Origin of the sequence: Janibacter cremeus (assembly GCF_029395675.1) — a bacterium.
GTDB lineage: Bacteria > Actinomycetota > Actinomycetes > Actinomycetales > Dermatophilaceae > Janibacter > Janibacter cremeus_A.
Map to the genome: position 1 here is coordinate 998,228 of NZ_CP115184.1, position 15,106 is coordinate 1,013,333.

Genomic DNA, 15,106 nt, shown 5'->3' on the forward strand with positions numbered 1-15,106 from the left:
GTCAGCCGGCCCCGCCGAGCACCTGCTCGCGGGCCGCGACGAAGGCGGCGACGCAGGTGCGCACGTCCTCCTCGCTGTGCGCCGCCGAGAGCTGGACCCGGATGCGGGCCGCGCCCTTGGGCACGACCGGGTAGGAGAAGGCGATGACGTACACGCCGTGCTCGAGCATGACCTCTGCGACCTGCCCCGCCTGCCGGGCGCCGTCCTCGCCGGGGAACATGACCGGCGTGATCGGGTGCTCGCCCGGGAGCAGGTCGAAGCCGGCCTCGGTCATCAGCTCCCGGAAGAGCGCGGTGTTGCGCCGCAGGGCAGCACGGGCCTCCTCGGAGGTGCGGGCGATCTCGATGGCCTTGAGCGAGCCGGCGGCCACCACGGGGGCGACGGCGTTGGAGAAGAGGTAGGGCCGGGATCGCTGGCGAAGCAGGGCGACCACCTCCGCCGGTCCGGCGACGTACCCACCGCTGGCACCCCCGAGGGCCTTGCCCAGGGTGCCGGTGAGCAGGTCCACGCGGTCCATCACGCCGCACGCCTCCGGGGTGCCCCGGCCGCCCTCGCCGACGAACCCGACGGCGTGCGAGTCGTCGACGAGCACCATGGCCCCGTACTCGTCCGCGAGGTCGCAGATCTGCTCCAGTGGCGCGAGGTAGCCGTCCATGGAGAAGACCCCGTCGGTGACGATGACGGTGCGGCGCGCCCCCTTCGCCGCCTCCAGCTGGGCCCGCAGGTCGTCCATGTCGGCATTGGCGTAGCGGTAACGGGCCGCCTTGCTCAGCCGGATCCCGTCGATGAGCGAGGCGTGGTTGAGGGCATCGGAGATGATCGCGTCCTCCTCACCGAAGAGCACCTCGAAGACACCGCCGTTGGCGTCGAAGCAGCTGGAGTAGAGGATCGTGTCCTCGGTCCCGAGGAAGTCCGAGAGCGCGGCCTCCAGCCGCGTGTGCAGCTCCTGCGTGCCGCAGATGAAGCGCACGCTCGCCATCCCGAAGCCCCACTCCTGCAGCGACTGCGTCGCCGCGGCGAGCACATCGGGGTGGTCGGCGAGGCCGAGGTAGTTGTTGGCGCAGAAGTTCAGCGCCTGCGTCCTGGCGGTGGTGATGTGCGCCTGCTGCGGGCTGGTCAGCTCACGCTCGTCCTTCCACAGCCCGTCGTCGCGGATCTGCTGCAGGGTCGCGGTCAGCTCGTCCTTGAATCCGTACATCTCAGCTCCAGTCCATGATGACCTTGCCGCACTCTCCCGAGGCGGCGGTGGCGAACGCGTCCTCCCACTGCTGTGCGGGGAAGCGGTGGGTGATGACCGACGAGACGGTCTCCCGCAGGGTGGGGGAGGTCGAGAGCATCGCGCTCATCGTGTACCAGGTGTCGTACATCTCGCGGCCGTAGATCCCCTTGATCGTGACCATGTGGGTGATGACCTTCGACCAGTCGATCGGGTAGGGGTCCTTCGGCAGGCCGAGCATGGCGATGCGGCCCCCGTGGTTGAGGTTGTCGAGCATGTCGGCCACGGCCGGGGGAGCGCCCGACATCTCCAGCCCGACGTCGAAGCCCTCCTTCATGCCCAGCTCCCGCATGGCCTGCGCGAGGTTCGAGGACGCGGCGTTGACGAGGAGGTCGGCTCCCGCGCCCTTGGCCAGCGTCAGGCGGTGGTCGGACAGGTCGGTGACCGCGATGTACCGGGCGCCCACGTGCCGGGCGATGGCAGCGGCCATGACGCCGATCGGTCCGGCTCCGGTGATGACAACGTCCTCGCCGGCCAGCGGGAAGGACAGGGTGGTGTGGACGGCGTTGCCGAGGGGGTCGAAGATCGCGCCGAGGTTCGGATCGATGTCGTCGGTGTGCACCCAGGCGTTGGAGGCCGGGATGACGACGTAGTCGGCGAAGGCGCCGTCACGGTTGACGCCGATGCCGACGGTGTTGATGCACAGGTGGCGACGGCCGGCGCGGCAGTTGCGGCACGAGCCGCACACGAGGTGGCCCTCCCCGGAGACACGGTCACCGACGGCGACGCCCGTCACCGTCGCACCGACCTCGACGACCTCGCCGTAGAACTCGTGACCGATGACCTGCGGAGTCGTCGGCACGGCACCCGCCGCCCACTCGTCCCAGCCGTGCAGGTGGAGGTCGGTCCCGCACAGACCGGCGCGCAGGACGCGGATCTTCACCTCGTCGGGGCCGGGGGTGGGTTCGGGGACGTCGACCAGCTCGAGGCCGGGGCCGGGTCGGGGTTTGACCAGTGCTCGCATTGTTCTCCTGTCGTGGAACGGGGGTGACCGTCGTCACGACACTAGCGAGCGCCGTCCTGAGGTGCGACGAAGAGGGTCCCACGGTGTGGTCACCGTCGCGTCAGCAGAACCATGACCTCGTGGTGGCGGGTCTGGGGGAACATGTCGAACATCCGGGCGCGCTCGACCCGGTACCCGGGCAGGTCGGCCAGGTCACGGGCCAGGGTCGTGGCATTGCAGCTGGAGTAGATGACGTGCGCGGGTGCCGCCGCCTCGAGCGCCGCGCACAGCTGCGCCCCGATGCCACGGCGCGGCGGGTTGACGACGACCAGCTCCGCGGCGACGTCCTCGAGGGCACCGGCGTCGCCGACGCGGAAGTCGGCGGCCACTCCCAGATCGGCAGCCGCGGCACGGGCGCTCGCCACGGCATCGGGCGCGACCTCGACCCCCTCGACGCGGCGCGAGCCCGCCCCCTTCGCCATCGCGGCGTTGAGCGCGAAGCCGCCGACGCCGCAGTACAGGTCGAGGACGCGTGCCGGGTCCGTCTCGGCCACCCAGTCGCGGGCCTGGCGGTAGAGGCCGGCCGCGACGACGCTGTTGGTCTGGAAGAAGCTGCGCGGTCGCAGCCCGAAGGTGATGTCGTCCAACCGCATGGCCAAGGAGTCCTCCTCGGTGAGCACGATCTCCTCCTCGCCCTCGAGGACGGCCTTGTGCTCGGGCTGGATGTTGGCGGAGACCACGCGCAGGCCCGGGACCGCGGCCCGCAGGGACGACAGCCCCTGCCGGATGCGCGGCAGCTGTCCGGGGGAGCGCAGCACGAAGCGCGCCATCAGCTCCCCGTCCGGGCTGGCCGTGACGAGCAGGTGCTTCAGCTCGCCGGAGCGGACCGCCACGTCGAAGGGCACCAGGCCCAGCCCGGCCACGGTCGCGGTCAGGCCCGGCAGCGCCTGCGCGAGGGCGGGTTCGTAGAGCCCGCAGTCCCGCAGGTCCACGCCACGGAACTGCGCATCGAGGATGCCGAAGGTCGGGTCCTGCCTGCTGCCGCCCACGGCCAGCTTCGCCTTGTTGCGGAAGCCCGACTCCGGCCCCACGAAGGGGGGCTGCCACACCTCGGGGGGCGCGAACGACCCCAGCCGCACCACGAGCTCGTCGGCGAGGTCGCGCACCTGCTCGCTGTAGGGCGTGCCCATGAGGGCGCACGATCCGCACGACCCGCGGTCGAAATGAGGGCACTGCACGGTGTCAGAGGCTACCGGCGGGGTAGTGATGGTGCGTCGCTCTCCCGCCACACGGGCCTGAAGGCGGATACCGTCGAAGTGTCCGGCCCACACAAGGAGCTCATCATGGATTTCCTCAACAACACGGACTGGGGGTCACTGCTCGGCACCGTCCTCGCAGCGATCGCCATCCTGGTGGTCACATGGATCGTCGCCCTGGTCGTGAAGAAGCTGTTCACCAAGCTCGCGACCAAGGTGCCCGCCCTGCAGAAGGCCGGCGCCGACGGCACCAGCATCGGTGCGACCCTTGGTTCCATCGCCTCCCTCCTGGTCTGGATGTTCGGCCTCGTCGCCCTGCTCCAGCTCCTCGGCCTGAGCGCTGCGCTCGCGCCGATCCAGTCGCTGCTCGACGGTGTCCTCGGCTTCCTGCCGAACCTCATCGGCGCGATCGTCGTCTTCGTCGTCGGCGCACTCCTGGCGAAGGTCGTGCGCCAGCTCGTCGAGACGGCGCTGGGCGCGGTCCCGTTCGAGAAGTGGTTCAGCACCGCGGAGTCGAAGGCCAGCAGCATCCCCGGCAGCCCGACCGCACGCCCTGAGGGCGCCACCCCGCCCCCGCCGAACGCCCGGCCCGCGGAGGACGGCGTCGCCGAGTCCATCCCGAAGGTCGTCGGCATCGTCCTCTACGCGCTGATCATGATCGTCGTGGCGATCGCCGCCCTGCAGATCCTGGGCATCAGGTCCATCTCGCAGCCGGCGGAGCAGATGCTGCAGACGATCTTCGACGCGATCCCGAACATCATCGCGGCCGGCATCATGCTCGCCCTGGGCGTGTTCATCGCCCGCTTCGCCGGCGACCTGCTCCGTCAGCTCCTGGACGGCATCGGTGTCGACCGTCAGCTGGCGTCCGTGGACGTCCTGCCGGAGGGCACCAGGGTCGTCCCGACCATCGCCAAGATCGTCCAGATCGGCATCGTGCTGTTCTTCGCCGTCATGGCGGCCCAGCTGCTGAACTTCCCGCAGATCACGAACTTCCTCAGCGAGGTCATCGAGCTCGGCGGCAGGGTCATCTTCGGTGCGGCGATCATCGCGGCCGGCTTCTTCATCGCCAACCTGCTGGCGAGGATGCTCTCCGGTGTCGGCGCGACGATCGTCAAGTACGCCACGATCGTGCTCTTCGTCGCCATGGGCCTGAAGTACATGGGCATCGCCGACTCGATCATCGAGCTCGGCTTCGGCGCCCTCGTCGTCGGTGGCGCCGCGGCCGCGGCGCTGGCCTTCGGGCTGGGTGGTCGCGACCAGGCCGCCCGTCAGCTCGAGCGGCTCTCGGCCAAGGCCGAGGCGCGCTCGCACGAGGATCGTCACCAGCTGTGACCAACCACCGCAGCTGACGAAGGGGGCGGGCGCCGGGACACCGGCACCCCGCCCCCTTCATCGTCCACCTACCCCCGCTCGAGGATCTCGCTCGCGCGCTCGCGCATCTCGACCTTGCGGACCTTGCCCGTGACGGTCATCGGGAACTGGTCGGTGACGTGCACGTACCGGGGGATCTTGTAGTGGGCGAGCCTGCCGGTGGCGAACTCACGCACCTCCTCCGCGGTGAGGGACTGCGTCCCGGGCGAGAGGACGACCCACGCCATGAGCTCCTCGCCGTACCTGTCGTCGGGGACCCCGATGACCTGCACGTCGGCGATCGCCGGGTGGGTGTAGAGGAACTCCTCGACCTCGCGCGGGTAGATGTTCTCCCCGCCGCGGATGACGAGGTCCTTGATCCGGCCGACGATGGTCACGTAGCCGTGCTCGTCCATGGTCGCCACATCGCCCGTGTGCATCCACCGGGCCGCGTCGACGGCCTCGGCGGTCTTGTCCGGCTGGTCCCAGTAGCCGAGCATGACGCTGTAGCCGCGCGTGCACAGCTCACCGGCCTCGCCGCGGGGGAGTGGGACACCGGTCACCGGGTCGACGATCTTGGTCTCGATGTGTGGCATCGAGCGGCCGACGGTCTCGGTGCGTCGGGTCAGGTCGTCGTCCATCCGGGTCATCGTCGAGACCGGGGAGGTCTCGGTCATGCCGTAGCTGATGGCGACCTCGGACATGTTCATCTCGGCGACGACACGCCTCATGACCTCGACGGGGCACGTGGACCCGGCCATGATCCCGGTGCGCAGGCTGCTCAGGTCGTGGTCGGCGAAGTCGGGCAGGTCCAGCTCGGCGATGAACATCGTCGGGACGCCGTAGAGCGAGGTGCACTGCTCCCGGGCGACGGCCTCGAGGGTGGCGACCGGGTCGAAGGAGGGGGCCGGGATGACCATGCAGGCGCCGTGGGAGGTGGCTGCGAGGTTGCCCATGACCATGCCGAAGCAGTGGTAGAAGGGCACCGGGATGCAGATGCGGTCCTGCTCCGTGTAACCGATCATCTCGCCGACGAAGTACCCGTTGTTCAGGATGTTGTGGTGGCTCAGGGTCGCGCCCTTGGGGAAACCGGTCGTGCCGGAGGTGTACTGGATGTTGATCGGGTCGTCGGGGCCCAGGCCCCTGCCGCGCTCGGCCAGCTCCTCGTCGGTGACCCGGCTGCCAGCGGCCACCAGGTCGTCCCAGGACGACTCACCGATGTAAACCACGTCGGTCAGGGACGGCAGGTCCGGGCGCACCTCCTCGACCATCGACCGGTAGTCGGAGGTCTTGTGCGTGGTGGCGCTGACGAGCATCCGCATGCCCGACTGCTTGGCCACGTAGGTCAGCTCGTGCGAGCGGTACGCCGGGTTGACGTTGACCAGGATCGCCCCGATGCGGGCCGTGGCGTACTGCAGCAGCGTCCACTCCGGGCAGTTGGGCGACCAGATGCCGACGCGGTCACCGGCCGCGATCCCCGTGGCCATCAGCCCCTTGGCGAGCGCGTCGGTGTCGGCGAGCAGCTGGTCGTAGGTCCAGCGACGACCGCTCGGGACGTCGACGAGCGCCTCCCGGGCGCCGTGGGTGGCCGTGGTGCGCTCGAGATTGGCCCCGATGGTGTCGCCGAGCAGGGGCTCGTCGCAGATCCCCGAGGTGTACGAGGGCTGGGCGGGTTCGGTCACGTCGACTCCTCCGTGGTCGTGACGGTGCGATGTGCCCACCCTGCCACCCGCCGTGCGGCTCCGGGGTCGTCCACACCGCGCCCGATCGTACGAGGGCCGGGCCGTGACCACGTCGGTCACGGCCCGGCCCCTGCGGGCGGGTGCGTCAGACCTGCTCGGTCAGCGTCCCGGCGACGGTCCAGCGCTCGAAGTGGTCCAGCACGTCGTGGCAGATCTCCTCACCGCTGTAGGTGAAGACGTCGTACCCCCCGCCGCTGGGGAGGGCGACCTCGAGCCGCGTGGTGCGGTCGTCGGCCTCGAGCATGCGGGCCCCGTAGCTGGGTGCGGGCACCCGGCGGGCGCGGACGGACCAGACGAAGGGGGTGGCCCCCTCGCCGATGACCAGCTGGGCCGAGCCCGGCGTGTCCGGCGTCCCGTCGGTCACGGCGACGTGGGCGACGTGGCCCTCGGCCTCCATGGCCGTGGCGACCTCGTTCAGCGCCGGGACCACCACCGTCGCGAGACGTTCGTTCGCGCGCTTGAGGGAGACGGTGCCGAAGCTGTGCGACAACCGCTGCCGCCAGGATGTCCGGTGGCTGGTCTCCTGGCCGGCCAGGTGCGTGGCCAGCGACAACCGGGCAGCGTCGAACTGGGCCCGCTCGGCCTCGAGAGCCTTGTGCAGGCCGACCATGACCAGGATCATCACGACCGCGAACGGCAGCCCCATGATGATCGTCGCGTACTGCAGGGCGACGATCCCGCCGACGACGAGCATCGCGATGGTCAGGACGCCGGTCGCGACCGCCCACACGATGCGCAACCACGCCCGGGCATCGGTCTCGCTGTCGGGCAGGTCGGAGGTCAGGTTCGCCATGACGAGCGCCCCGGAGTCGGCCGACGTCACGTAGAAGAGCAGTCCGACGAAGGTGGCCAGACCCACGAGGAAGAAGGCGCCCGGGTACTGCTGCAGCAGGGTGTAGAAGCCCTCCTCGGGCTGGTTCATCGCGAGGTCGCCGAAGGCGGCGTCGCCGTCGGCGATCTGCTTGACGGCGGAGTTGCCGAAGATCGAGACCCACATGACGATGTAGCTGAAGGGGATCGTCAGGGTGCCGAACATGAACTGCCCGATCGTGCGGCCCTTGGAGATGCGCGCGAGGAACATCCCGACGAAGGATGCCCAGGCGACCCACCAGGCCCAGAAGAAGAGGGTCCACAGGTTCATCCACTCGGCCGGGTGGTCGAAGGCCATCGTGTCCAGGGTCATCCCGGGGAACATCGAGACGAAGTCCCCGACGTTCATCGTGATGGCTCGCAGGAGGAAGGTCGTGTTGCCGGTCACGAGGATCCACAGCGCGAGCAGGATGGCCAGGATGACGTTGAGCTGGCTGAGGATGCGGATGCCGCGGTCGACGCCCGTGGTGGCGGAGACCGTCGCGACGGCGACCGCGAGCACGACGAGGCCCACCTGCGCGGGGATGCCCTGCGGGACGTCGAACAGTACGCCGAGGCCGACGTTGAGCATGACGACGCCGATGCCCAACGAGGTGGCGACACCGAAGATCGTGCCGAGGATCGTGGCGATGTCGACGGTGTCACCGATCGGTCCGCGGATGCGCTTGCCGAAGATCGGGTACAGCGCGGAGCGCACGGCCAGGGGCAACTTCTTGCGGTGCGCGAAGTAGCCGAGGGCGACGCCCATGAGTGCGTACATGCCCCAGCCGGTGATGCCGTAGTGGAAGAGGGTCCACACGGTCGCCTCACGCGCGGCCTCCACCGTGCCACCCTCGCCCTGCGGGGGTGCGAGGAACTGGCTGGCGGGCTCGGCGACGGCGAAGAACATCACGTCGGTGCCGATACCGGCGGCGAAGAGCATGGCGGCCCAGGCGAAGGTGGAGAACTCCGGGCGGTCGTCCTCGTCGCCCAGGCGGACGCGGGCGTACCGGACGCCGACGTAGACGACGAAGACCAGGATGACCGTCGCCAGGGCGATGTAGAACCACCCGAACCAGTCACCGATCCGGGTGACGAGGGTGCCGAGGGTGCTCTCGGCGGAGCCGGGGGCGACGAGCGCCCAGACGGCGATCAGGCCGATGAACGCCCCGGAGACCGCGAGCACGGTCGTCTTGACGCGGGGTGCGCTCGGGCGGTCCGCACTCAGCTCGGGGTCGATCGAGGTGTCGGTCGCGCTCACTGCTCATCTCCCTTCGTCGACGCGCTCTGCATGGCGTCCAGGGCGCTCGGCAGGTGGTCCCGGGAGTTCCACGCGTGGTTGCGCGGGTCGCCCTCGGGGTAGAGCGGCATCCCCTCGTTCGCGCGATACACCGGCGGATGCTCGGCGGCGAGGGGGGTGTTCCCGGCGATGAGGTCGGCGGCCTTCTCCGCCACCATCATCACCGGCGCGTAGATGTTGCCGTTGGTGATGGTCGGGAAGACGGAGGCGTCCACGACGCGCAGCCCCTCCGTGCCGTGCACCTTCATCGTCGTGGGGTCGACCACTGCCATCTCGTCGGTCCCCATCTTGGCGCTGCACGAGGGGTGCAGTGCCGTCTCGGCGTCCTGCGCGACCCAGTCGATGATCTCCTGGTCGGTCTCGACGCCCGGGCCGGGGGAGATCTCGCCCCCGTCGAAGGGGGCGAAGGCCGGCTGGTCGAGGATGTGCCGAGCGGCGCGCACGACCTCGACCCACTCCCGGCGGTCGCGCTCGGTCGAGAGGTAGTTGAAGAGGATGCCCGGCTTGGTGAACGGGTCGTCGTTCTTGATCCGCACGTGGCCGCGCACGTCGGAGTTCATCGGGCCGATGTGCACCTGGTACCCGTGCTTGCCGCCCGCGGCGGTGCCGTCGTAACGCACGGCGATGGGCAGGAAGTGGAACATCAGGTTCGGGTACGCGACGTCGTCGTTGGTGCGGATGAAGCCACCGCCCTCGAAGTGGTTCGAGGCGCCGACCCCGCGGTTGAGGAAGAGCCACTCGGCACCGATGTACGGCGCCTTCCACTTCTTCAACCACGGCGCGATGGAGACCGGCTGCAGGCTCTCGTGCTGCAGGTAGACCTCGAGGTGGTCCTGGAGGTTCTCGCCGACTCCGGGCAGGTCGATGTGCGGCGTGACACCCGCGGCGCGCAGGGTCTCCGGGTCACCGACGCCGGACAGCTGCAGCAGCTGGGGGGTGTTGAAGGCGCCGCCGCAGAGGATGACCTCGCCGGCGTCCACGGAGTGGTGGCGCTTACCGGCGCGCACGAAGTCGACGCCGGTGACGCGATTGCCCTGCCAGCGCAGCGTGGTGACGGTCGCGAGGGTGGTGATGTCGAGGTTCTTGCGGTCACGGATGGGACGCAGGTAGGCCCGGGAGGCCGACATCCGGCTGCCCTTGGACACATTGCGGTCGAAGGGGGCGAAGCCCTCCTGGCGGTAGCCGTTGACGTCGTCCGTGCGGGCGAACCCGGCCTGCTCCGTCGCCTCGAAGAAGGCCTGGAAGAGCGGGCTGGAGGCGGGTCCGCGCTCGAGGGTGAGCGGACCGGCGCCGCCACGCCAGGCGTCGGCGCCGGCGGTCGTGGTCTCCATCCGCTTGAAGTAGGGCAGGCAGTGGGCGTAGTCCCAGTGCTCCATGCCGTCGAAGGTGGCCCACTTGTCGAAGTCACCCGCGTTGCCGCGCTGGAAGATCATGCCGTTGATGCTCGAGCTGCCACCGAGGACCTTGCCGCGGGCGTGCTTGACGCGGCGACCGCCCATGTGCGGCTCGGGGTCGCTCTCGTAGGCCCAGTCGTACAACGGGTTTCCCGCCGGGAACATCAGTGCGGCCGGCATGTGGATCAGCGGGTCGGCGATGAAGTCCGCCCGCCCTGCCTCGAGCACGAGCACGCTCGTGCTCTCGTCCGAGCTGAGCCGGTTGGCCAGCGCGGAGCCGGCCGAGCCTCCTCCGACGATGACGTAGTCATAGCGCTGTTTCATGGGGTCCTTCCGTCGTGCGTGTGGCGAACGCGATGGCGTGTGGTCGGTACTTCTCGGGCCCGGTCAGGCCTGCTCGTCGCCGAACCACCCAGTGGTGGCCGGTCGACTGTTGTGCCAGATGTGCTTGCTCTCCTGGTACTCGTGCAGGCCGGCCAGGCCGAGCTCGCGCCCGATGCCGGACTGCTTCATGCCGCCCCACTCGGCGGCCGGGACGTAGGGGTGGAAGTCGTTGATCCAGATCGTCCCGTGGCGCAGGCGGCGCGAGACCCGCTCGGCACGGCCGGCGTTCTCCGTCCACACGGCGCCGGCGAGACCGTAGATCGTGTCGTTGGCCAGGGAGACGGCGGCCTCCTCGCGGGCCTCGGGGGACTCGCCGGTGAAGGTCTCCACCGTGAGCACCGGACCAAAGGACTCGTCCTGCACGCAGGACATGTCGGCGGTGCACTCGTCGAGGATCGTCGGGGGGTAGTAGCTTCCGGCCGCGAGGTCGCCTCCGGGGCGCTCGCCGCCGCAGCGCAGGACCGCTCCCTCGGCCACGGCCGCCTCGACGTACGCCTCGACCTTGCGGCGGTGGTCCTCGCTGATGAGCGGTCCGGTCTCGGCGTCCTCGTCGAAGGGTCCGCCCATCCGGATGGTCCCCGCCCGCCGCACGAGCTCGTCGACGACCCGGTCGTGCACGGAGTCCTCGACGATCAGTCGTGACCCGGCAGAGCAGACCTGGCCCGAGTCGAGGAAGATCGCCGTGAGGGCGTTGTCGATCGCGGCATCCATGTCCGCGTCGGCGAAGATGATGTTCGGGTTCTTGCCGCCGAGCTCGAGGGCGATGTTCTTCACCGTGCCGGCTGCCGCGGCCATGATCGTGCGGCCGGTCTCGAGACCACCGGTGAACGACACGAGGTCGACCTCGGGGGCGCTGGTCATCGTCGCGCCGACGGTCGACCCCGGGCCCAGCACGAGGTTGGCGACGCCGTCGGGCAGGCCCTCCTCGACGAGCGTGCGCACGAGCCAGATGGCGGTCTGCGGGGTGAGCTCGCTCGGCTTGAGGACGAAGGTGTTGCCCGCGGCCAGGGCCGGCGCGACCTTCCACGCCGTCTGCAGCAGCGGGAAGTTCCACGGCGTGATCATCGCGCAGACGCCGACGGGCTCGTGGACGATCCGCGAGGAGACGTCCGGGGTGCCCGGGTCGACGACGCGGCCGGCCTCGGCCTGCGCCAGTGCGGCGAAGTGGCGGAAGACCGCGACGATGTCCTGCATGTCCATGCGCGACTCGACGAAGCGCTTGCCGGTGTCCTGCGACTCGAGGCGGGCGACGTCGTCGAGCTCGCGCTCCAGCCGGTCGGCGAGGCGGTGCAGCAGGGCGGCGCGCTCGGGCGCCGGGGTGTTCGGCCACGGGCCGTTGTCGAAGGCCGCCCGTGCGGCCCGGACGGCGTCCTGGGCGTCGGCCACGCCCCCTTCGTCCACGGTCACGACCACGGATCCGTCAGCGGGACAGGTGATCTCTCGGGTCTCACCGGAAACGGCGGTGCGCCATTCGCCGGCGATGTGCAGCGTCGTCATGGGACTCCTTCGGTCGACTCGGGGTCGCGTCGACAGTAACGCACGTTTCACCAGTAACCGAAACGCGCGTTACGGTTAGGGTGTGACCATGACCAGCCACGTCCGCAAGCGTCCGGCTCGGGAGCGCCTGCTCGCCGCCGCCGACGAGCTGATGTTCGTCGACGGTGTCGTGCTGACCCCGGTCGACGTGATCCTCAAGCGGGCCCACGCCTCGGCCGCGACGCTGTACTCGAACTTCGGCAACAAGGACGGTCTGATCGCCGCCGCGCTCGAGCGCCGGCTCGCGGACTGGACGCAGGCGTGGGACGCGGCCATCGCGGCGGCCGACTCGCCGACCGGTCGGCTGTTCGCGATCTTCCCGGCGCTGCGCCACTACCAGCGCGAGCGGCTCGAGGAGCGTTGGTGCGCCTTCAGCGGGACCGCTGCGGCGATGGATCGCCCACCCGAGGGGGTCGCCGAGATGCTCGAGGCCGAGGACGAGCTCCTCCACGCCCGGTTGCGCGCATTCGCGGGGGAGGTGGCCGGCGAGGAGCGCGCCCAGGAGCTGGCCGACCAGGTGGCCGTCGCCTATCTCGGCACCCTCACCGGGATGCTGCGCGGCGACCAGGAGACGGCGATCGCTCGTGGAGAGCGCGTCGCCCGAACTCTCGTGGCGTCGGTGGTGGGGGAGGGGCGGCCGGATCTGCTTGGATCGGAGGAGTAGACCCGCCCCCGTCCCCGGAGTGCCGATGACCACCACCGCCGACAGCCACGATCTCATCCGCGTCGAGGGCGCCCGGGAGAACAACCTCAAGGACATCAGTGTCGACCTCCCGAAGCGCCGGCTGACCGTCTTCACCGGGGTGTCCGGGTCGGGCAAGAGCTCGCTCGTCTTCGGCACGATCGCAGCCGAGTCGCGTCGCCTCATCGACGAGACGTACAGCGCCTTCCTGCAGGGATTCATGCCCTCGCTCGCCCGGCCCGAGGTCGACCACCTCGAGGGGCTGACCACGGCGATCATCGTCGACCAGGAGCGCATGGGTGCCAACCCGCGCTCGACGGTGGGCACCGCGACGGACGCCAACGCGATGCTGCGCATCCTCTTCTCGCGCCTGGGCGAGCCCCACGTCGGGCCACCGACCGCCTTCTCCTTCAACGTCCCCACCCGCAGGGCGAGCGGGATGATGTCGACGGAGAAGGCCGGGGGGCGTGTGGAGAAGAAGGCGGTCAGGCAGGCGGTCTACCTCGGGGGCATGTGCCCGCGCTGCGAGGGCATGGGACAGGTGAGCGACATCGACCGCACCGCCCTCTACGACGAGACCAAGTCACTGCGCGAGGGCGCGCTCACGGTCCCGGGCTACTCGATGGACGGTTGGTACGGGCGCCTGTTCGAGGGCATGGGTCTGCCGATGGACAAGCCCATCGCCGACTTCACCACGAAGCAGCTCGAGACGATGCTCTGGTCCGAGCCGACGAAGATCAAGGTCGAGGGGGTCAACCTCACCTTCGAGGGCATCATCCCGAAGATCCAGAAGTCGATGCTCTCCAAGGACCCGGAGGCGATGCAGACGCACGTGCGCCGTTTCGTCGAGCGGGCGGTGACCTTCCAGACCTGCCCGGAGTGCGAGGGGACGCGGCTGACCCCCGAGGCCCGGTCGTCGACGATCAACGGCAAGAGCATCGCCGATCTGTGCCGGATGCAGATCAACGACCTGGCCGCGTGGGTGCGTGATCTCGACGAGCCCGGTTTCGAGCCGCTGCTCAAGGGCCTGCGCCACCTGCTCGACTCCTTCACCGAGATCGGTCTGGGGTACCTCTCGCTCGATCGTCCCGCCGGGACCCTGTCCGGGGGCGAGGCGCAGCGGACCAAGATGATCCGCCACCTCGGCTCCTCGCTGACCGATGTCACCTACGTCTTCGACGAGCCGACGATCGGGCTGCACCCGCACGACATCGACCGGATGAACGACCTGCTCCTACGTCTGCGGGACAAGGGCAACACCGTCCTCGTCGTCGAGCACAAGCCGGAGACGATCGCCGTCGCCGACCACGCCGTCGACCTCGGTCCACTGGCCGGGGCGAAGGGGGGAGAGGTGGTCTTCGAGGGGACGGTCGAGGAGCTGCGCTCCAGCGACACGCTCACCGGCCGCCACCTCGACGACCGGGCGCGGCTGAAGGGGACGGTGCGCGAGCCCACGGGCGCGCTCGAGATCCGTGGTGCCGACACCCACAACCTGCAGGACGTCGACGTCGACATCCCGCTCGGTGTCCTCGTGGTCGTCACCGGCGTCGCGGGCTCGGGCAAGAGCTCGCTCGTCCACGGCTCGCTCGACCACCGCGACGACATCGTCATCGTCGACCAGGCCGCGATCAAGGGCTCGCGTCGCAGCAACCCCGCGACCTACACCGGTCTCCTCGACCCGGTGCGCAAGGCCTTTGCCAAGGCCAACGACGTCAAGCCCGCGCTCTTCAGCTCCAACTCCGAGGGAGCCTGTCCCACGTGCAACGGCGCCGGCGTGATCTTCACCGAGCTGGGGGTCATGGCCACGGTGGAGTCGCCGTGCGAGGACTGCGAGGGACGGCGCTTCCAGGACGCGGTCCTCGAGTTCGAGCTGGCCGGGAAGAACATCGCCGACGTGCTCGAGATGTCGATGGACGAGGCCGCGGCCTTCTTCGCCAAGGACGGCCCGACGAGCCTGCCCGCCGCCCACAGGATCCTCACCCGCCTCGTCGACGTGGGCCTGGGCTACCTGACGCTCGGACAGCCGCTCACCGCGCTCTCCGGCGGTGAGCGCCAGCGCCTCAAGCTCGCCGTGCAGATGGGGGAGAAGGGGGGCGTGTACGTCCTCGACGAGCCGACCACCGGCCTGCACCTCGCCGACGTGGAGAACCTGCTCGGTCTGCTCGACCGGCTCGTCGACTCCGGCAAGTCCGTCGTCGTCATCGAGCACCACCAGGCGGTCATGGCCCACGCGGACTGGATCATCGACCTGGGGCCGGGCGCCGGCCACGAGGGCGGTCGGGTCGTGTTCGAGGGCACGCCGCGCCAGATCGTCGAGGGCCGCTCGACGCTCACCGCAGAGCACCTGGCCGACTACGTCGGCGGCTGAGCATGCTCACCTCTTCTGCGTCATCG

The 15,106-nt window shown here is 69.8% G+C and carries 10 protein-coding genes; 3 read left to right on the forward strand and 7 right to left on the reverse strand.

The features are described from left to right. Window position 1: 1 nt before the first annotated feature. The 3 genes from O9K63_RS04590 to O9K63_RS04600 form a co-directional block, all read right to left on the reverse strand. Window positions 2-1,198, reverse strand: coding sequence for a glycine C-acetyltransferase (locus O9K63_RS04590; RefSeq protein WP_277240973.1), 1,197 nt, complete (start codon window positions 1,196-1,198; stop codon window positions 2-4). Window position 1,199: 1 nt separating this feature from the next. Beyond that, window positions 1,200-2,240 (reverse strand): L-threonine 3-dehydrogenase, encoded by a 1,041-nt coding sequence (tdh, locus tag O9K63_RS04595; RefSeq protein WP_277240975.1) that lies wholly within the window; start codon window positions 2,238-2,240, stop codon window positions 1,200-1,202. Window positions 2,241-2,329: 89 nt separating this feature from the next. Continuing rightward, complete coding sequence (locus O9K63_RS04600) at window positions 2,330-3,409, reverse strand: methyltransferase (protein WP_346771040.1); 1,080 nt, start codon at window positions 3,407-3,409, stop codon at window positions 2,330-2,332. A 153-nt stretch (window positions 3,410-3,562) separates the two neighbouring features. On the opposite strand from O9K63_RS04600, the gene O9K63_RS04605 reads away from it, so the two are divergent. After that, complete coding sequence (locus O9K63_RS04605; protein ID WP_277240978.1) at window positions 3,563-4,807, forward strand: mechanosensitive ion channel; 1,245 nt, start codon at window positions 3,563-3,565, stop codon at window positions 4,805-4,807. A 68-nt stretch (window positions 4,808-4,875) separates the two neighbouring features. Here the strand turns inward: O9K63_RS04605 and O9K63_RS04610 are convergent, their stop codons facing one another. The 4 genes from O9K63_RS04610 to O9K63_RS04625 form a co-directional block, all read right to left on the reverse strand. Then, on the reverse strand, window positions 4,876-6,507 hold the full coding sequence (locus O9K63_RS04610) for an AMP-binding protein (RefSeq protein ID WP_277240980.1): 1,632 nt from the start codon (window positions 6,505-6,507) through the stop codon (window positions 4,876-4,878). Window positions 6,508-6,652: 145 nt separating this feature from the next. Beyond that, window positions 6,653-8,677, reverse strand: a complete 2,025-nt coding sequence (gene betT / locus O9K63_RS04615) for a choline BCCT transporter BetT (protein ID WP_277240982.1) — start codon at window positions 8,675-8,677, stop codon at window positions 6,653-6,655. Then, window positions 8,674-10,434 carry a choline dehydrogenase gene (gene betA, locus O9K63_RS04620; RefSeq protein ID WP_277240984.1) on the reverse strand — a complete coding sequence of 587 codons (1,761 nt, stop codon included), beginning with the start codon at window positions 10,432-10,434 and terminating at the stop codon, window positions 8,674-8,676. The genes betT and betA overlap by 4 nt, the downstream gene beginning before the upstream one ends. Window positions 10,435-10,497: 63 nt before the next feature. Then, entirely contained in the window at window positions 10,498-11,991 is a 1,494-nt protein-coding gene (locus O9K63_RS04625) for an aldehyde dehydrogenase family protein (RefSeq protein ID WP_277240986.1), read from the reverse strand. Between the two features lie 88 nt (window positions 11,992-12,079). On the opposite strand from O9K63_RS04625, the gene O9K63_RS04630 reads away from it, so the two are divergent. Beyond that, window positions 12,080-12,694 carry a TetR/AcrR family transcriptional regulator gene (locus tag O9K63_RS04630; protein ID WP_277240988.1) on the forward strand — a complete coding sequence of 205 codons (615 nt, stop codon included), beginning with the start codon at window positions 12,080-12,082 and terminating at the stop codon, window positions 12,692-12,694. Between the two features lie 25 nt (window positions 12,695-12,719). Then, a complete protein-coding gene (locus tag O9K63_RS04635; protein ID WP_277240990.1) occupies window positions 12,720-15,080 on the forward strand; it encodes an excinuclease ABC subunit UvrA in 2,361 nt (786 codons plus the stop codon). Window positions 15,081-15,106: the final 26 nt, after the last annotated feature.